Raw genomic sequence first — 18,049 nt, 5'->3', positions numbered from 1 at the left:
TTATATCACCTCTACTTTTCCCCCAGCCGTTTCTATTTTTTCTGCTGCAGTTTTCGTAAATTTAGCTGCTTTAACTGTAAGTTTCTTCTGCAATTCACCGTTTCCAAGTATCTTCAATCCATTTTTTGTTCGCTTTATAATTTTCTTTTCAAGAAGTAATTCCGGTGTAACTTCTGTTCCATCTTCAAATATGTTCAACTTGTCAACATTCAATTCAAAATATTCTTTTGCAAATATATTAGTGAAGCCTCTTTTAGGAATTCTTCTATAAAGCGGCATCTGTCCGCCTTCAAATCCAATTCTTACTCCACCGCCAGATCTAGCTTTTTGACCTTTTTCACCTTTTCCAGCATTTCTTCCAAAACCTGAACCAGTACCTCTTCCAATTCTCTTGCGTGATTTTTTCGATCCTTCTGCTGGTTTTAACTCATGAAGTTTCATTTATATTTACACCTCCTCTGTATTATGCTTCCTCTACATCTAAAAGGTAGCTAACTTTTTTGATCATACCTCTTATTTGAGGAGTATCCTCCTGCTCCACAGATTTACCTATTTTCTTTAATCCAAGAGCGTTAACAGTAGCAATTTGATCTTTCTTTCTGCCTATTAAACTTTTCCTTAAAGTTATTTTAAGTTTAGCCAAGGTCATTCCCTCCTAACCTAAAATCTCTTCGACAGTTTTTCCTCTAAGACTAGCTATGTGTTCTGCCGTCTTCAGTCGTGATAAACCATCAATAGTAGCATTCACCATATTCCTTGGATTATTAGAACCAACTGATTTTGCTCTAACATCCTTTAACCCTGCAAGCTCAAGCACTGCCCTTGAAGGTCCACCTGCTATAATTCCAGTACCTTCTGCTGCCGTCATTATAAACACTTTTCCTGTTCCAAATTGACCTGTTATATCATGTGGCACTGTTGTACCAAAAATTGGAACATTAATTAGATTTTTCTTTGCATCTTCTATTCCTTTTCTGATTGCTTCGGGTATTTCTATAGATTTTCCTGTTCCTACTCCCACATGGCCATTTTCATCGCCTACTACAACTAGGGCACTAAATCTAAAGTTTCTACCACCTTTAACAACCTTAGCAACTCTATTTATAAATACAACTTTTTCTTTAAGATTTAAAGTGCTAGGATCGATTCTCATTTACTTCCCTCCTATTTTAAAATTCCAATCCAGCTTCTCTTGCTCCTTCAGCCAGATTTTGTACTCTTCCGTGATACACATATCCGCCTCTGTCAAAAACTACTTTTTTAATTCCTTTTTCAATAGCTTTCTTGGCTATAATTTCTCCAACAACTTTTGCTGCTTCCTTGTTACTTCCTATACCTTCAAAATCTTTGTCTAAACTTGAAGCAGAAACCAGAGTTGCTCCATTTACATCATCTATTATTTGAGCATATATATTCTTATCACTTCTATATACTGAAAGTCTAGGTTTTTCAGTTGTTCCAAAAATCTTCTTACGAACTTTGAGATGACGTTTTGTTCTCAATTTCTTTCTGTCGTCCTTTTTGAACATAAGGTTCACTCCTTTCTACTACTTCTTACCAGTTTTTCCTTCTTTACGTCTTATAACTTCATTTTCATATTTGATTCCTTTTCCCTTATAAGGTTCTGGTTTTCTCCAGGATCTTATGTTTGCTGAAACATATCCTACTAATTCTTTGTCGATGCCTTTAACTACAACCTTAGTAGCTGCTGGTGTTTCAAAAGTTATACCTTCAACTGTCTCTATTTCAACCGGATGAGAATAACCTACATGTAAAACTAATTTTTTACCCTGCAACTGGGCTCTATATCCAACACCCACTAATTCCAATGTTTTTGAATATCCTTCAGTTACGCCAATAACCATATTATTTATCAATGCTCTAGTAAGTCCGTGCAGAGCTTTTGTCTGTTTTTCATCATCATTTCTTTTGCATACTACCGTATTGTCTTCGACAACTATATTTATGTCTTTTCTCATAGCTTTAACAAGTTGACCCTTAGGTCCTTTTACAGTAACAACGTTATCTGGCGCTACTGTAACGGTGACACCACTTGGAATAGCTACTGGAAGCCTTCCTATTCTTGACATCATTACACCTCCTGTATTACTAATAGGTTAATAACAATTATCTTGCTACCTATCTATATTCTGCGTAAATTCTATCTTACATTTAAAATAAATTACCATATATAGCAAAGTACTTCTCCACCCACACCTAATTTCCTTGCTTCTTTATCAGTAACAATACCTTGTGAAGTGGATATTACTGCGATTCCAAGTCCATTTAACACTTTAGGAATTTCTTCCTTTCTACAATAAACTCTCAATCCTGGTTTGGATATCCTTTTGAGACCAGTTATAACTCTCTCTTTATTTTTACCATATTTCATGGAAAATCTCACCATATTAACGGAGCCATCAGCATACTCCTCTACATTTTTTATATATCCTTCTTGAAGCATTATATTCAATATTTCCTTCTTAATAGTCGAAGAAGGTACTTCCACTATCTCGTGCCTAACAACATTTGCATTTCTTATACGTGTAAGTAAATCTGCTATAGGATCAGTCATTACCATTTATTGTGTGCCTCCTTTCATCAATAACTAACATTTTTACCAGCTTGCTTTTCTGCATCCAGGTATTTCACCCTTATATGCCAATTCTCTAAAACATATACGACATATACCATATTTCTTAAGTACTGCATGAGGCCTACCACATATTCTGCATCTTGTATAGGCTCTAGTCTCATATTTAGGTTCTTTCTTCCACTTTTCTATTAAAGCTTTACGTGCCATGTTCTTCCCTCCTTATTTTTGAGCAAATGGCATTCCAAGAAATTTAAGCAATTCTCTCGCTTCTTCATCAGTATTAGCTGTAGTAACAAAAATTACGTCCATGCCTCTTACTTTATCTATTTTATCATATTCTATTTCAGGAAATATTAACTGTTCTTTAATTCCCAATGAATAGTTTCCTCTACCATCAAAGGATTTATCCGAAATCCCTGAGAAATCTCTAACTCTTGGCAGTGCAACATTTATTAATTTATCTGCGAACTCATACATATACTGTTTTCTCAAAGTAACCTTACAACCTATAGGCATATTTTGTCTTATTTTAAAATTTGCTATGGACTTCTTTGCTCTGGTGAGTACTGGTTTCTGTCCTGTAATTATAGTAAGATCATTTACTGCCGATTCTAAAACTTTCGGATTATCTTTAGCTTCTCCTACACCCATATTTATAACTATTTTTTCAAGTTTCGGTGCCTGCATTACATTAGTATATTTAAACTTCTCCATTAAAGCAGGAATTATTTCCTTTGTATACTTTTCCTGTAATCTCGAACTCATATTTTTGCCCTCCTTTCAAAGATTAAAATGTCTCTCCGCATTTTTTACATACTCTTACCTTTGTTCCATCTTCCAATATCTTATGACTTATTCTAGTCACATTCTTGCACTTATCACAATACAACATAACTTTAGAACTGTATATGGGAGCTTCCTTCTGAATTATACCGCCTTCCATATTTTGCTTATTAGGTTTTTGGTGTTTTGAAATTATATTGACACCTTTTACAATAACCTTTCCCACTTTAGGCATTACCGATAATACTTCACCCGTTTTTCCTTTATCCTTACCTGATATTACCATAACCGTGTCCTTTTTTCTAACATGTATCTTTGCCATTGTAGCCACCTCCTCATCTATAGAACTTCAGGTGCTAATGATAATATTTTTGTAAAATCTTTATCTCTTAGCTCTCTCGCAACTGGTCCAAAGATACGAGTTCCTCTTGGCTGCTTATCATCTTTTATTATAACAGCAGCATTTTCATCAAATTTTATATATGAACCGTCTGTTCTTCTAAGTCCTCTTACGGATCTAACGATAACAGCTTTTACAACTTCTCCTTTTTTAACAACACCGCCTGGTGTTGCACTTTTAACACTAGCAACCACCGTATCACCAATGTTTCCCCACTTTCTATTGGATCCACCTAAAACTCTTATACACATAATTTCCTTAGCGCCGGAATTATCTGCGACTTTCAACAATGTCTGTTGTTGAATCATTGAAAATACCTCCTTTCAGCTATTATACTATTTAGCCTTTTCTACTATTTCTACCAATCTCCATCTCTTATCTTTGGATAAAGGTCTTGTTTCCATTATCAACACTCTATCATCATTTCTCGCTTCATTCTTTTCATCATGAGCTTTGAACTTAGTGGTTCTATTAATAGTCTTTTTATATAGTGGATGACGTACTTTTGTCTCAACCGCAACTACAATAGTTTTATCCATTTTGTCTGAAATAACTTTTCCAATTCTTGTTTTTCTATATCCTCTTTCCACAGAATAAACCTCCTTTCAGCCTATTGTTCAAACGACCTTAGTTCTTCTTCCCTAAGGATGGTTTTAATTTGGGCTATAGATTTTTTAACTTCCTTTATTCTCATTGGATTCTCTAACTGGCCTGTAGCCAATTGAAATCTTAAATTGAATAATTCAGATTTAAGCTCCTGTACCTTTTCCTGTAAATCTTGAGGGCCGCTTTTTCTCAATTCCTGCAATTCTCTAGCCTTCATTGCTTTCACCACCCACTTCTTCAAAATCTTTTCTTGTGACGAACTTAGTCTTTATAGGCAATTTATGTGATGCAAGTCTCATTGCTTCTCTTGCTATTGATTCAGGTACACCTGCCAATTCAAATAATACTCTGCCTGGTTTAACAACTGCTACCCAGTATTCTGGTGCTCCTTTACCAGATCCCATACGTGTTTCAGCAGGTTTTTCGGTAACCGGTTTATCCGGGAAAATCTTTATCCAGAGTTTTCCTCCTCTTTTTATATATCTATTTATAGCTATTCTGGCTGCTTCTATCTGGCTAGCTGTTATCCACGCACATTCTGTAGCCTGTATAGCGTAATCACCATATGCTATAAAATTACCTCTTGTAGCTTTGCCCTTCATTCTGCCACGCTGTACTTTACGACGCTTAACTCTTTTAGGCATTAACATATCCTATTCCTCCTTCCCTATGCTTTAGCTTTTTCTTTATCCTCAACAGATTTTTTGGTTGGAAGTATTTCTCCTTTATATACCCATACTTTTACACCAATTTTCCCATATGTTGTATCTGCTTCTGAAAATCCGTAATCTATATCAGCTCTCAATGTCTGAAGTGGAATTGTTCCTTCGTGATAGGATTCGGCTCTTGCAATTTCAGCTCCGCCAAGTCTACCAGAACATGTAATTTTAACTCCCTTGACACCAGATTTCATTGCTCTCTGTATTGTCTGTTTCATAGCTCTTCTAAAAGATATTCTCTTTACAAGCTGAAGCGCTACATTTTCCGACATAAGCTGAGCATCAGCTTCTGCCACTTTTACTTCAACTATATTTATCAATATAGTTTTACCTTCAATTATTTTTTGAAGCTGGGATTTTAAAGCTTCAATTCCCTGACCGCCTTTTCCTATTATCATTCCAGGTTTAGCTGTAAATATATTTAATTTAACTCTTTTGGCTGCTCTTTCAATTTGAATTTTCGAAACTCCAGCCGCAGAAGTTTTTTCCTTCACAAATGTTCTAATTTTATTATCTTCAACTAGATTATCTGCAAAATTTTTCTTATCTGCATACCATTTAGCATCCCAGTCTTTAATTACACCAACTCTTAAGCCATGTGGATGTACTTTCTGTCCCATCTATTTCCCTCCTTTTTACTCTCTTTCCTTAACTATTAAAGTTATGTGACTGCTTCTCTTATTTATTCTAAATGCTCTTCCCTGAGCATGTGGTTGAAATCTCTTTAATGTTGGACCTTCACAAGCATATGCTTCTGAAACATATAAATTATCTTTATCCAGATCCAAATTATTTTCTGCATTCGCAACTGCTGATTTTAAAAGTTTATTAACCACTACTGCTCCGTCTTTCGGAGTATATTTCAATATGGCAAAAGCCTCATTTACATTTTTTCCTCTAATTAAATCAAGTACAATTCCTACTTTCATTGAGGACATTCTTACGTATCTAGCTATAGCCTTAGCTTCCATTTGTACACTACCTCCTTTCTAGTCCCCTATTGTTGAGCAACACTAGTTGTCTTTTCAGTCTTATCAGCCTTGTCAGCAGAGTGTCCTCTGTACGTTCTAGTTAATGCAAATTCCCCTAATTTGTGTCCTACCATATCTTCCGATATATATACTGGAACATGTTTTCTCCCATCATGCACTGCTATAGTATGACCTATCATCTGAGGAAATATGGTTGAACTTCTTGACCATGTCTTTATAACTTTCTTTTCACCATTTTTATTTAATTCATTTATTTTCTTTAAAAGTGATTCCTGGACATAAGGTCCTTTTTTTACCGATCTACTCACTTTTTAGCCTCCCTTCATAAAATCATCTGAATAAAACCCTTTTTACATTGAAACAGATAATAAATTAAACCTAATAATTAGATCAGTGAAGAGAATATGAACTCTCTCCAGACTATTTACTTTTTCTTCCTTTTACTATAAGCTTATCTGAATATTTACTATGTTTCCTAGTCTTAAATCCAAGGGCTGGTTTACCCCATGGAGTAAGTGGTCCTGGGTGTCCTACTGGTGATTTTCCTTCACCACCACCATGTGGATGGTCATTAGGATTCATTACAGAACCTCTAACCGTTGGTCTTATTCCAAGATGTCTCTTTCTTCCTGCTTTACCTATATTGACTATTTCATGAGTTAAATTGGAAACTGTACCAATAGTTGCCCTACATTCTATTCTTATATGTCGCATCTCGCCACTTGGAAGTCTCAATGTAGCATATTTACCCTCTTTAGCCATAAGTTGAGCAGATGCCCCAGCAGATCTCACAAGCTGAGCTCCTTTTCCTACTTGTAATTCTATATTGTGAATTATTGTACCTACAGGTATATTTGAAAGTGGAAGACAATTTCCCGTCTTTATATCTGCATCTGGTCCTGATACTATTAAATCTCCAACTTTTAACCCAACTGGAGCTATTATGTATCTCTTCTCTCCATCTGCATAAACTACAAGAGCTATAAATGCCGATCTGTTAGGATCATATTCTACTGTAGCCACTTTTGCTGGTATTCCATCTTTATCTCTCTTAAAATCTATCAATCTATATTTTTGTTTCGCACCGCCACCTATGTGACGAACTGTTATTCTACCGTGAGCATTTCTACCACCGCTTCTCTTTAAAGACACCAAAAGTGATTTTTCTGGTACATCTGTAGTTATTTCTTCAAATGCATTTACTGTCATATGTCTTCTAGAAGGTGTAATAGGTTTAAATCCTTTAATTGCCATAACGGTATTCCCTCCTTTTTTCGCTTATCTGGATTTCTCCAATAACTGCTTTATTTATTGTTGCATTCCTTCAAAGAATTCTATAGTCTTACTGTCCTCTGTAAGTTTGACAATGGCTTTTTTATAATCAGGTCTCTTTCCCATATGGACGCCAACTCTTTTTTTCTTTCCAATATATCTTGCTGTATTTACAGTTTCCACAGTAACTCCAAATACATCTTCTACAGCTTTTTTTATCATCGATTTATTAGCATGTATATCAACTATAAAGGTGTATTTTTTATCATTCATATAACCCATACTTTTTTCTGTTATAACAGGTCTTTTTATAATGTCATAATTAGTATATTTCATTATGCATACACCTCCTCAATCTTTGATACAGCATCCTTGGTAATTATAAGTTTTTCAAACTTCAGCAGATCGTACACATTCAAATTATTGGCAGGGACAACTGATACCCCTTGTATGTTTCTTGCTGATTTATATACGCTTTGATTTGATTCAGCTGTAACAATCAACGTTTTATTTGCATCAAAAGCATTCAACAATTTTACAATTTCCTTTGTCTTTGGGGCAGCTACTTCTAAATTATCTAAAACTACTATTTGATTATCTTCCACCTTGCTGGACAGAGCAGATTTCATAGCTACTCTTCGAGTTGATTTTGGAACTGAAATTCTATAATTTCTTGGTTTTACTGCAAAAACCATACCACCATGAATCCACTGTGGTGCTCTAATAGATCCCTGTCTTGCTCTACCAGTTCCTTTTTGTCTCCAAGGTTTAATTCCACCTCCAGAAACTTCAGATCTGGTTTTTGCTGATTGCGTTCCCTGTCTTTTATTTGCAAGCAGTGCCACCACTACCTGATGGAGAGCATATTGATTAACTTTGGTTCCAAATACATTCTCCGATAATTCAAATTCACCGATTTTTTGTCCTTCTTTATTAAATAATCCTACTTTAGGCATTCTGCATCCTCCTTTCTACTAAAATTAAGCCTTAACAGTATTTCTTATTGCCACAAAGCTTTTGTTTGGTCCCGGTACTCCACCTTTTATTAAAATGATGTTTTTCTCAGGAATAACCTTTGCAACTTGTAAATTCAATACTGTGATATTTTTATTCCCCATATGTCCCGGCATTCTTTTATTTTTAAAAGTTCTGGATGGATCTGAAGAAGCTCCCATTGAACCAACAGCTCTATGAAATTTCGAACCATGGGACATAGGTCCTCTTTGAGCATTCCATCTTCTTATGGTACCCTGGAATCCCTTACCTTTAGAAACTCCCGATACATCAACTTTATCACCTTCAGCAAACACATCTGCCTTTATTTCCTGGCCCAGTTCATATTCACCTGCATTTTCCAATTTAAATTCTTTCACAACCCTTTTTAAAGGAACACCTGCTTTTGTGAAATGACCTTTTAATGGCTTATTCACGAGCTTCTCTCTTATATCATCAAATCCAACTTGTATAGCACTATATCCATCTTTCTCTACAGTTTTCTTCTGTACAACTACACAAGGACCTGCTTCAATAACTGTAACAGGAATAACTTTTCCACTTTCATTAAATATTTGGGTCATACCAAGTTTTCTACCCAATATAGCTTTTTTCATTTACATGCACCTCCTAAACATATTAGCGGATCGTATAAACGGTCATAATAGTCAGTAATAACTTCTGTTTATAATTTTATTTCGATATCAACACCTGCTGGTAAATCCAATCTCATCAATGCATCCACAGTTTTAGGTGATGGACTTATTATATCTATAAGTCTTTTATGAGTCCTTATTTCAAATTGCTCTCTTGAATCCTTGTATTTATGGGGAGCTCTTAAAATTGTAACTACATCTTTCTCAGTGGGCAGTGGTACTGGTCCAGCTACCTTTGCTCCTGTGGATTTAGCAGTTTCCACTATTCTCTCAGATGATTGATCCAATATGGTATGATCAAAAGCCTTTAATCTTATTCTTATTTTTTGTTTTGCCATTATTATTTCCCTCCTTTTCATGCACGCTAAGCTTCTTACGTACAACAGCGGATACATTCTGTAAACTGTTCCTGGCGTTTCATAAAAAACATGCACAGTACCCTCTACAAAAGCACCGTCACCCGGTTCACGACCACGGCATACTCAGCCAAGAATTACCCGGAAGCCCGGCAACCTCTTGCCTCATCACTGTTATAACATCACAACCTCTTAATTATACAATAAATTTTTATTTCTGACAAGTAAAAATTTTATATGTTTTATATGTAAGAAAGAAAGGAAGATTGTGCTCCCTTTCCCTCTCTGCTAAAGACTATGACATTTTACATCAATCACTCAACTATTTTAGTAACAACACCTGAACCAACTGTTCTTCCGCCTTCTCTTATTGCAAATCTCAACCCTTCATGCATTGCTACCGGTGTTATAAGTTCTACATTCATGTCTATATGGTCTCCAGGCATTACCATCTCTACTCCTTCTGGCAGTGCAATACTTCCTGTTACGTCTGTAGTCCTAAAATAAAACTGCGGTCTGTATCCATTGAAGAATGGTGTGTGTCTTCCGCCTTCTTCTTTTTTAAGCACATATACCTGCCCTACAAATTTCTTATGAGGATGTACTGTCCCTGGCTTTGCAAGTACCTGGCCTCTCTCTACTTCCTCTCTCTGTATTCCTCTTAAAAGTGCCCCTATGTTGTCTCCTGCCATTGCCTGGTCAAGAAGCTTCCTGAACATCTCCACTCCTGTACATACTGTCTTCTTGCTCTCTTCTTTTAATCCTACTATCTCCAGTTCGTCTCCTATTTTCAATACTCCACTTTCCACTCTTCCTGTAGCTACAGTTCCTCTTCCTGTAATCGTGAATACATCTTCTATAGGCATCAAAAATGGTTTGTCTGTCGGTCTGTCCGGTGTCGGTATATAATTGTCTACTGCATCCATCAATTCATGTATGCATTTTGTAGCTTCTGGATCATCCGGATTCTCAAGTACCTTTAATGCACTTCCTACTATTATTGGTACTTCATCTCCTGGAAATCCATACTCATTTAACAATTCCCTTACTTCCATCTCTACCAGTTCCAATAACTCTGGGTCATCAACCTGATCTGACTTATTTAAAAATACTACTATATATTGTACTCCTACTCTGCTTGCCAGAAGTATATGTTCCCTTGTCTGCGGCATTGGTCCATCTGCTGCGCTTACAACCAGTATTGCTCCATCCATCTGTGCCGCACCTGTTATCATGTTCTTTACATAATCTGCATGCCCAGGACAATCCACATGTGCATAATGTCTCTTTTCTGTCTCGTACTCAACATGTGCAGTATTTATGGTTATTCCTCTCTCTTTTTCTTCCGGTGCTTTATCTATCTCATCATATTTTGTTGCCGCTGCCTTTCCCTCTTTTGCCAACACCATTGTTATTGCTGCTGTCAATGTTGTCTTACCGTGGTCTACGTGTCCTATTGTCCCTATATTTACATGCGGTTTTGTCCTTTCAAACTTCTCTTTTGACATTGTTCTTCCTCCTTAACAAACTAATATATTATTTAATTAGTTATTTCTATCTCCTGTAATTTTTTCTTGAATACTCTTTGGTACTTCTTCATAATGATCAAAGGTCATGGTATAAACTCCCCTGCCCTGAGTTCTGGATCTAAGTACAGTAGCATATCCAAACATCTCAGAAAGTGGAACAAAAGATTTTATGATTTCAGCTCCTGATCTCGGAGTCATTCCCTCAATTCTTCCTCTTCTGGAATTTATATCCCCCATTACATCTCCCATGTATTCCTCTGGTACTGTAACTTCGACTCTCATCATAGGTTCAAGTAAAACCGGGTCTGCTTTATTCATAGCATTCTTAAATGCCATGGATGCAGCAATCTTAAATGCCATTTCCGAAGAATCCACGTCATGATAAGATCCATCATACAATTTAACCTTAAAATTTATAACAGGGTATCCTGCAATTACACCACTTTCTGCAGCTTCCTGAATTCCATTGTCAATTGGAGATATATACTCTTTGGGAATAGCTCCTCCTACAATGGCATTTTCAAATGTATACCCTTCCTCTGAAGGCGACATCTCTATCCAGCAGTGACCATATTGACCATGTCCTCCTGATTGTCTTATAAATTTACCTTCTGCCTTAACTGTCTTTCTAATGGTTTCCTTATAAGCTACTTGAGGTTTACCTACATTACAGTCCACTTTAAATTCTCTCTGCAGCCTATCCACAATTATCTCCAAATGAAGTTCTCCCATTCCAGCTATAATTGTCTGTCCTGTTTCTTGATCCGTATAAGTTTTAAATGTTGGATCTTCCTCTGCAAGCTTTGCAAGAGCTATACCCATTTTTTCCTGACCAGCCTTGGTCTTAGGCTCTATTGCCACATCTATAACTGGATCCGGGAATTCCATACTTTCAAGTACTATTGGATTTTCTTCATCACAGAGAGTATTACCTGTAGTAGTATCTTTTAGTCCTACTATAGCTCCCAAGTCTCCCGCACGCAGCTCTTCAACTTCCTGCCTGTGATTTGAATGCATTTTTACAAGCCTTGCTATTCTTTCCTTTTTACCCTTTGTTGAATTATATACATAAGTACCACTTTTCATAACTCCAGAATAAACTCTTGTAAATGCCAGTCTTCCTACAAACGGATCTGTAGCAATTTTAAATGCCAATGCAGATAACGGTTCATTGTCATCAGCTTTTCTTTCAATTTCTTCACCATTTTCAGGATCATTTCCTTTTACAGGTGGTATATCAAGAGGTGATGGCATGAAATCAACCACTGCATCTATCATTGGCTGGACGCCTTTATTCTTATAAGATGAACCACACAAAACTGGTACCAGTTCATTTGCAATAACACCTTTTCTAATTCCAGCTATTAATTCCTCATTGGTAAGTTCTTCTCCGTCTAAATACTTCATCATCAAATCTTCATCAAGCTCAGCTACTGATTCAATTAGCTGAGTTCTGTATTCTGCTGCCTTATCTTTTAAATCATCAGGTATTGCAACTTCATCCATTACCGTACCCAAATCATCCTCATAGATTACAGCTTCATTTTTTATAATATCTACTATACCTTTGAAATTATCTTCTGCACCTATTGGAATCTGTATAGGCACCGCATTACAGTGAAGTCTATCCCTTAAAGTATTTATGCACATATAAAAATCCGCGCCAATTGAATCCATTTTATTTACATAGACTAACCTTGGTACTCCGTAGTTGTCTGCCTGTCTCCATACAGTTTCTGTTTGTGGCTCAACTCCGCTTTTAGCATCCAAAACAGTAACTGCACCATCAAGAACTCTAAGTGATCTCTCAACTTCCACCGTAAAATCCACGTGTCCTGGTGTATCTATTATATTTATCGCATACCCTTTCCATTTACAGAACGTAGCCGCTGAGGTGATAGTTATTCCTCTCTCTTGTTCTTGTGTCATCCAATCCATAGTAGCTTCACCGTCATGTACTTCCCCTATTTTATGAGTTCTTCCTGTGTAGAAAAGTATACGTTCCGTAGTAGTAGTTTTTCCAGCATCTATGTGCGCCATTATTCCTATGTTACGGAATTTCTCTAGCGGATATTCTCTTCCCACTTAATTTTCCTCCTCGCAAGTGTAAATTTAAAATTCGATAAAACTGCTTTAGTAAAAATACCAAAACAGTTTTTCCTATTAATATCTATAATGTGCAAAAGCTTTGTTGGCTTCAGCCATTTTATGAGTATCCTCTCTCTTCTTAACAGCTGCTCCCGTGTTATTTGCCGCATCCATTAATTCTGAAGCAAGTCTCTCCCTCATATATTTTTCTCCTCGTTTCCTTGATGCTATAAGCAGCCATCTTATTCCCAAGGTCTGTCTTCTCTCTGGTCTAACTTCTATTGGAACCTGATATGTTGCACCACCAATTCTTCTTGCTTTCACCTCTAGAAGAGGCATTATATTATTCATAGCTGCCTCAAAAACTTCCATAGGTTCTTTATTGGTCTTTTGGGCAATTATGTCAAAAGCACTATAACATATCTTTTGAGCTACTCCTTTTTTACCATCTTCCATTATGTTGTTTATCAATTTTGTAATAACCTTGCTGTTATATACTGGATCTGGTAATACATCTCTTTTTCCCACATGTCCTTTTCTTGCCACTTTTCTTCCCTCCTTAACATTTGACTTTAAGTTCATCGGTACTCGACTGCAAGCAGCCGCAAAGTGCTTTGTACTTCATAAAAATTTACAAATAATATATATATATAAACGCTGAAGACATAGCACTAATTCCATCAACTTAATTAAACAAAACTATTTTTGTTTTGGTTTTTTGGCACCATATTTTGATCTAGCCTGTAATCTGTCTGCAACTCCTGCTGAATCCAATGTTCCTCTTACTATATGATATCTAACACCTGGAAGATCTTTAACTCTTCCTCCTCTTATAAGTACAACACTGTGTTCTTGTAAATTATGTCCTATGCCTGGTATATATGCACTTACTTCATAACCATTTACCAGTCTAACCCTTGCCACTTTTCTAAGTGCAGAATTTGGCTTTTTAGGAGTAGTAGTTTTTACTACTGTGCAAACTCCTCTTTTCTGGGGACATTCTTTTAATGCTGGCGCCGTTGATTTTGTGCTTATTGTCTTCCTGCCTTTTCTTATTAATTGACTTATTGTTGGCATGCTTACACCTCCTTCTATAATAAAGCTAAATTTATATTAATTTTTCTTGAAAGCTTTTCTTAACCGCATAAATTAATCTTTTAATATGGCCGCTGTGGCAGCACCCACATCTATGCCGCATAATTTTCCTAATTCTTTCATGGTATCTACATAAATTACTTCCTGGGAATTATCATCAATCACTGCTTTTACTGACTGTATTAACTTATCATCAGCGTTTCTAGCTATATATACAGTTTTTGCCCTATTATTCTTTATAGCTTTAACTGTCTGCTTTACACCAACAACTTTGTTCCCCGTAAGTCTGTAAATCATTATTTCCATTCCCTCCCACAAACAATTTCAAGGACAAGGTATCTAGCCAAAACCTTGTCTCTTGAAAAACATACAGATGTATTTTATCATTTTAATATTACTATGTCAATAAATTAAATCATGCTTCCTCATTTTCTAATTCTTTTTCTCCAGTTTCATTGTCAGTATTGATTTTTATCGATCTATACCTGGTCATTCCAGTTCCTGCCGGTATAAGTTTACCTATAATTACATTTTCTTTTAATCCTAAAAGTGGATCCGTCTTGCCCTTTATAGCTGCATCGGTAAGCACTCTCGTAGTTTCCTGGAATGAAGCCGCTGAAAGAAAAGATTCTGTCGCCAGGGCTGCCTTGGTTATACCTAAAAGTGCTACCCTGCCTTGAGCAGGCTTTCCGCCATTTGCCTCAACCTTGGCATTCTCATCTTCAAAGTCAAACACATCAATCATAGTTCCCGGCAATAATTCCGTATCCCCTGAATCTTCTATTTTAATCTTTCTTGTCATCTGTCTTATTACCACTTCAAGATGTTTATCATTTATATCAACACCCTGTAGTCTGTAAACTTTTTGAACTTCAGAAAGAAGATAATTTTTAACCCCCTGAACTCCTTTTATTCTCAGTATGTCATGAGGATTTACAGATCCTTCTGTTATTTCATCTCCAGCACTTATTACATCTCCATTTGATACTTTAAGTCTTGAACCAAATGGTATATCATAAACTACTTCTTCACCGGTATCAGTAATTACAGATACACTTCTCTTCTTTTTAGTTTCCTCCATTTTTACAGTTCCTGAAACCTCACTTACTATAGCCAATCCTTTTGGTTTTCTTGCTTCAAATAATTCTTCAACTCTCGGAAGACCTTGAGTTATATCAGAACCTGCAACTCCGCCAGTGTGGAAAGTTCTCATTGTTAACTGCGTACCAGGTTCGCCTATACTTTGTGCAGCTATTATACCCACTGATTCTCCTATGTCAATTTTCTTGGCAGTGGCCATATTCATACCATAACATTTTGCACACACTCCGTGGCGGGATCTACAAGTAAATACAGATCTTATTTTTACTTTCTTTATTCCAGAATCCTCTATTTTATGTGCTGTATTAGAATCCATATAGGAATCTTTTTTTACTATTATCTCACCTGTTTGGGGATTTTTAATATCCTCTGCCGAATATCTTCCTGTAAGCCTCTCTGATAAACTTTCTATTACTTCATTTCCCTCTTTTATTTCCGTTATATCATATCCTTCATGAGTACCACAGTCTTCCTCTCTTACTATAACATCCTGACTTACATCTACAAGTCTTCTTGTAAGATATCCTGAATCCGCTGTCTTTAAAGCAGTATCCGCATTACCTTTTCTGGCACCATGAGTCGATATAAAGTATTCAAGTACATCCAGTCCTTCTCTGAAAGAGGATCTTATTGGAAGTTCTATTATCTTTCCCGAAGGGTTAGCCATAAGTCCTCTCATACCAGCAAGTTGTTTGATCTGACTTTTAGAACCTCTTGCCCCTGAATCGGCCATCATAAATATTGGATTGAATTTATCCAGATTATCCATAAGTGCATCGGCCACGTCTTCTGTGGTTTTAGTCCATTTTTCTATTACCCTTTGGTACCTCTCTTCTTCAGATATAAATCCCCTTCTATACATCTTTTCTATCTTATCTACAGCCTGATCTGATTCATTCAAAAGCCTCTTCTTAGCCTCAGGAACTACCATATCTGAAGTAGAAACAGTAATACCACTTATAGTTGAATAATGATATCCTCTGGCTTTTATCTTATCCAGCATTATAGACGTTTGAGTAGCTCCATGCTTCATATAACATTTATTTATTATTTTACCTAGGTTTTTCTTGGCCACAAGGAAATCAATCTCTAATTTAAATTCATTTCCAGGTACACTTCTATCTACAAATCCCAAATCCTGTGGTATTGATTCATTAAATATTACTTTACCTGGAGTAGTATCAATTATACCACTGATAGACTTTCCATCTTTAATTTTTCTCATTCTTACTTTTATTTTGGCATTGATGTCAACCTGCTTCAACTGATATGCCATTATAACTTCTTCAGGTGAGGAAAACATCCTTCCCTCTCCTTTAGCTCCATCTTTCTCTACTGTTAAATAATATGAACCAAGCACCATATCCTGTGTAGGAACAACTACTGGTTTTCCATCTGAAGGTTTCAGTATATTATGAGCAGCAAGCATTAAGAATCTAGCTTCAGCTTGAGCTTCAACTGAAAGTGGAACATGCACTGCCATTTGGTCACCATCAAAATCCGCATTATACGCTGTGCAAGCAAGTGGATGAAGTTTTATAGCTCTACCCTCTACAAGTACAGGTTGAAATGCCTGAATACCCAATCTATGAAGAGTTGGAGCACGATTTAAAAGTACTGGATGATCTGATATTACTTCTTCTAATACATCCCATACTTGAGTCTGTACTCTTTCCACCATTCTCTTGGCACTTTTAATATTATGGGCCAAACCGCTGGCAACCAATTTCTTCATTACAAATGGTTTGAATAATTCAAGAGCCATTTCCTTAGGCAATCCACACTGATACATTTTAAGTTCAGGTCCAACTACTATAACAGAACGTCCTGAATAATCTACACGTTTCCCAAGTAAATTCTGTCTGAATCTTCCCTGCTTACCCTTAAGCATGTCAGATAATGATTTTAAAGGCCTATTTCCAGGTCCTGTTACCGGTCTCCCTCTTCTTCCATTGTCTATAAGAGCATCTACCGCTTCCTGAAGCATTCTCTTCTCATTTCTAACTATTATATCCGGTGCTCCTAAATCCAGCAATTTTTTGAGTCTATTATTTCTATTTATAACTCTCCTGTAGAGATCATTTAAATCCGATGTAGCAAATCTTCCTCCATCCAATTGAACCATAGGCCTTAAATCCGGTGGTATTACAGGTATAACATCAATGATCATCCAATCGGGCTTATTGCCTGATTTTCTAAAAGATTCAACTACCTCAAGCCTTCTTATTATCCTTACCTTTTTTTGCCCTGTGCTGTTTTTTAAATCTTCTTTTAATCCCTCAGACAGTTCATCCAAATTTATTTCTTCCAGAAGTTTCTTGATGGATTCTGCTCCCATACCTGCAACAAAATTTTGTTCTCCGTACTTATCCACAGCTTCCCTGTATTCTTTTTCCGTAAGAAGCTGCTTTTTCAAAAGCTGAGTTGCCTTAGGTTCCAAAACCACATATGATGCAAAATATAACACCTTTTCCAATGCCCTTGGTGACATATCTAAAATGAGTCCCATACGGGATGGTATCCCTTTAAAGTACCATATATGCGATACTGGAGCTGCAAGTTCTATATGGCCCATTCTTTCACGTCTAACCTTTGCCTTTGTTACCTCCACACCACACCTGTCACAAACTATACCTTTATATCTAATTCTTTTGTATTTACCACAGTGACATTCCCAGTCTTTAGTTGGTCCAAAAATTCTTTCACAAAACAGGCCATCTCTTTCAGGCTTTAACGTTCTATAATTTATTGTCTCGGGCTTTTTTACCTCACCTCTTGACCATTCTCTTATTTTTTCCGGTGAAGCTAAACCTATTTGTAGTGCATCAAAATTATTTAATTCAAACAAGGGTACATCCTCCCT

At 36.4% G+C, this 18,049-nt stretch carries 27 protein-coding genes; all 27 read right to left on the bottom strand.

Annotation, left to right across the window (positions count from 1 at the left end):
- The 27 genes from rplO to rpoC all read right to left on the bottom strand — a co-directional run bounded on the left by rplO (position 1) and on the right by rpoC (position 18,034).
- Positions 1-441 (bottom strand): 50S ribosomal protein L15, encoded by a 441-nt coding sequence (gene rplO / locus CLLU_RS01080; protein ID WP_106007725.1) that lies wholly within the window; start codon positions 439-441, stop codon positions 1-3.
- A gap of 22 nt (positions 442-463) precedes the next feature.
- Positions 464-643 carry a 50S ribosomal protein L30 gene (gene rpmD / locus CLLU_RS01075; protein WP_106007724.1) on the bottom strand — a complete coding sequence of 60 codons (180 nt, stop codon included), beginning with the start codon at positions 641-643 and terminating at the stop codon, positions 464-466.
- Positions 644-655: 12 nt separating this feature from the next.
- A complete protein-coding gene (gene rpsE, locus CLLU_RS01070) occupies positions 656-1,153 on the bottom strand; it encodes a 30S ribosomal protein S5 (RefSeq protein WP_106007723.1) in 498 nt (165 codons plus the stop codon).
- Between the two features lie 16 nt (positions 1,154-1,169).
- The gene (gene rplR / locus CLLU_RS01065) at positions 1,170-1,529 is read right to left on the bottom strand and encodes a 50S ribosomal protein L18 (RefSeq protein ID WP_106007722.1); all 360 of its coding nucleotides are present in this window, start codon (positions 1,527-1,529) and stop codon (positions 1,170-1,172) included.
- An 18-nt stretch (positions 1,530-1,547) separates the two neighbouring features.
- Positions 1,548-2,090: a 50S ribosomal protein L6 gene (gene rplF / locus CLLU_RS01060; protein ID WP_106007721.1), complete on the bottom strand. Its 543-nt coding sequence runs from the start codon at positions 2,088-2,090 to the stop codon at positions 1,548-1,550.
- 92 nt (positions 2,091-2,182) lie between these two features.
- On the bottom strand, positions 2,183-2,581 hold the full coding sequence (gene rpsH, locus CLLU_RS01055) for a 30S ribosomal protein S8 (protein ID WP_106007720.1): 399 nt from the start codon (positions 2,579-2,581) through the stop codon (positions 2,183-2,185).
- Between the two features lie 36 nt (positions 2,582-2,617).
- On the bottom strand, positions 2,618-2,803 hold the full coding sequence (locus tag CLLU_RS01050; protein WP_106007719.1) for a type Z 30S ribosomal protein S14: 186 nt from the start codon (positions 2,801-2,803) through the stop codon (positions 2,618-2,620).
- 12 nt (positions 2,804-2,815) lie between these two features.
- Positions 2,816-3,361 carry a 50S ribosomal protein L5 gene (gene rplE / locus CLLU_RS01045; RefSeq protein ID WP_106007718.1) on the bottom strand — a complete coding sequence of 182 codons (546 nt, stop codon included), beginning with the start codon at positions 3,359-3,361 and terminating at the stop codon, positions 2,816-2,818.
- 22 nt (positions 3,362-3,383) lie between these two features.
- Positions 3,384-3,701 carry a 50S ribosomal protein L24 gene (gene rplX / locus CLLU_RS01040; protein ID WP_106007717.1) on the bottom strand — a complete coding sequence of 106 codons (318 nt, stop codon included), beginning with the start codon at positions 3,699-3,701 and terminating at the stop codon, positions 3,384-3,386.
- 17 nt (positions 3,702-3,718) lie between these two features.
- Positions 3,719-4,087: a 50S ribosomal protein L14 gene (gene rplN, locus CLLU_RS01035; RefSeq protein ID WP_106007716.1), complete on the bottom strand. Its 369-nt coding sequence runs from the start codon at positions 4,085-4,087 to the stop codon at positions 3,719-3,721.
- 27 nt (positions 4,088-4,114) lie between these two features.
- Entirely contained in the window at positions 4,115-4,369 is a 255-nt protein-coding gene (rpsQ, locus tag CLLU_RS01030; protein ID WP_106007715.1) for a 30S ribosomal protein S17, read from the bottom strand.
- A gap of 20 nt (positions 4,370-4,389) precedes the next feature.
- Positions 4,390-4,602: a 50S ribosomal protein L29 gene (rpmC, locus tag CLLU_RS01025; protein ID WP_106007714.1), complete on the bottom strand. Its 213-nt coding sequence runs from the start codon at positions 4,600-4,602 to the stop codon at positions 4,390-4,392.
- Positions 4,592-5,035: a 50S ribosomal protein L16 gene (rplP, locus tag CLLU_RS01020; RefSeq protein WP_106007713.1), complete on the bottom strand. Its 444-nt coding sequence runs from the start codon at positions 5,033-5,035 to the stop codon at positions 4,592-4,594. Before rplP ends, rpmC begins: the two co-directional genes overlap by 11 nt.
- Positions 5,036-5,052: 17 nt before the next feature.
- Complete coding sequence (gene rpsC / locus CLLU_RS01015) at positions 5,053-5,724, bottom strand: 30S ribosomal protein S3 (protein WP_106007712.1); 672 nt, start codon at positions 5,722-5,724, stop codon at positions 5,053-5,055.
- Between the two features lie 15 nt (positions 5,725-5,739).
- Entirely contained in the window at positions 5,740-6,075 is a 336-nt protein-coding gene (gene rplV / locus CLLU_RS01010) for a 50S ribosomal protein L22 (RefSeq protein WP_106007711.1), read from the bottom strand.
- Positions 6,076-6,101: 26 nt separating this feature from the next.
- Positions 6,102-6,404, bottom strand: a complete 303-nt coding sequence (gene rpsS / locus CLLU_RS01005; RefSeq protein ID WP_106007710.1) for a 30S ribosomal protein S19 — start codon at positions 6,402-6,404, stop codon at positions 6,102-6,104.
- A gap of 112 nt (positions 6,405-6,516) precedes the next feature.
- Positions 6,517-7,350 (bottom strand): 50S ribosomal protein L2, encoded by an 834-nt coding sequence (gene rplB / locus CLLU_RS01000; protein WP_106007709.1) that lies wholly within the window; start codon positions 7,348-7,350, stop codon positions 6,517-6,519.
- A gap of 54 nt (positions 7,351-7,404) precedes the next feature.
- Positions 7,405-7,704 (bottom strand): 50S ribosomal protein L23, encoded by a 300-nt coding sequence (gene rplW, locus CLLU_RS00995; protein WP_106007708.1) that lies wholly within the window; start codon positions 7,702-7,704, stop codon positions 7,405-7,407.
- Positions 7,704-8,324, bottom strand: a complete 621-nt coding sequence (rplD, locus tag CLLU_RS00990) for a 50S ribosomal protein L4 (RefSeq protein ID WP_106007707.1) — start codon at positions 8,322-8,324, stop codon at positions 7,704-7,706. The genes rplW and rplD overlap by 1 nt, the downstream gene beginning before the upstream one ends.
- A 24-nt stretch (positions 8,325-8,348) precedes the next feature.
- Positions 8,349-8,978: a 50S ribosomal protein L3 gene (gene rplC, locus CLLU_RS00985; RefSeq protein WP_106007706.1), complete on the bottom strand. Its 630-nt coding sequence runs from the start codon at positions 8,976-8,978 to the stop codon at positions 8,349-8,351.
- A 68-nt stretch (positions 8,979-9,046) separates the two neighbouring features.
- Positions 9,047-9,355, bottom strand: coding sequence for a 30S ribosomal protein S10 (gene rpsJ, locus CLLU_RS00980; protein ID WP_106007705.1), 309 nt, complete (start codon positions 9,353-9,355; stop codon positions 9,047-9,049).
- A 332-nt stretch (positions 9,356-9,687) separates the two neighbouring features.
- On the bottom strand, positions 9,688-10,881 hold the full coding sequence (gene tuf / locus CLLU_RS00975) for an elongation factor Tu (RefSeq protein WP_106007691.1): 1,194 nt from the start codon (positions 10,879-10,881) through the stop codon (positions 9,688-9,690).
- Between the two features lie 36 nt (positions 10,882-10,917).
- Complete coding sequence (gene fusA, locus CLLU_RS00970; protein WP_106007704.1) at positions 10,918-12,987, bottom strand: elongation factor G; 2,070 nt, start codon at positions 12,985-12,987, stop codon at positions 10,918-10,920.
- Between the two features lie 78 nt (positions 12,988-13,065).
- Complete coding sequence (gene rpsG / locus CLLU_RS00965) at positions 13,066-13,536, bottom strand: 30S ribosomal protein S7 (RefSeq protein WP_106007703.1); 471 nt, start codon at positions 13,534-13,536, stop codon at positions 13,066-13,068.
- Positions 13,537-13,689: 153 nt separating this feature from the next.
- The gene (rpsL, locus tag CLLU_RS00960; protein WP_106007702.1) at positions 13,690-14,067 is read right to left on the bottom strand and encodes a 30S ribosomal protein S12; all 378 of its coding nucleotides are present in this window, start codon (positions 14,065-14,067) and stop codon (positions 13,690-13,692) included.
- A 72-nt stretch (positions 14,068-14,139) separates the two neighbouring features.
- A complete protein-coding gene (locus CLLU_RS00955) occupies positions 14,140-14,382 on the bottom strand; it encodes a ribosomal L7Ae/L30e/S12e/Gadd45 family protein (RefSeq protein ID WP_106007701.1) in 243 nt (80 codons plus the stop codon).
- Positions 14,383-14,500: 118 nt separating this feature from the next.
- Positions 14,501-18,034 carry a DNA-directed RNA polymerase subunit beta' gene (rpoC, locus tag CLLU_RS00950; RefSeq protein WP_106007700.1) on the bottom strand — a complete coding sequence of 1,178 codons (3,534 nt, stop codon included), beginning with the start codon at positions 18,032-18,034 and terminating at the stop codon, positions 14,501-14,503.
- Positions 18,035-18,049: the final 15 nt, after the last annotated feature.

Source organism: Clostridium luticellarii (genome assembly GCF_002995845.1).
Classification (GTDB): domain Bacteria; phylum Bacillota; class Clostridia; order Clostridiales; family Clostridiaceae; genus Clostridium_B; species Clostridium_B luticellarii.
The sequence above is the reverse complement of the archived record's forward strand: the minus strand, read 5'-3'. Positions and strand labels throughout refer to the sequence as shown.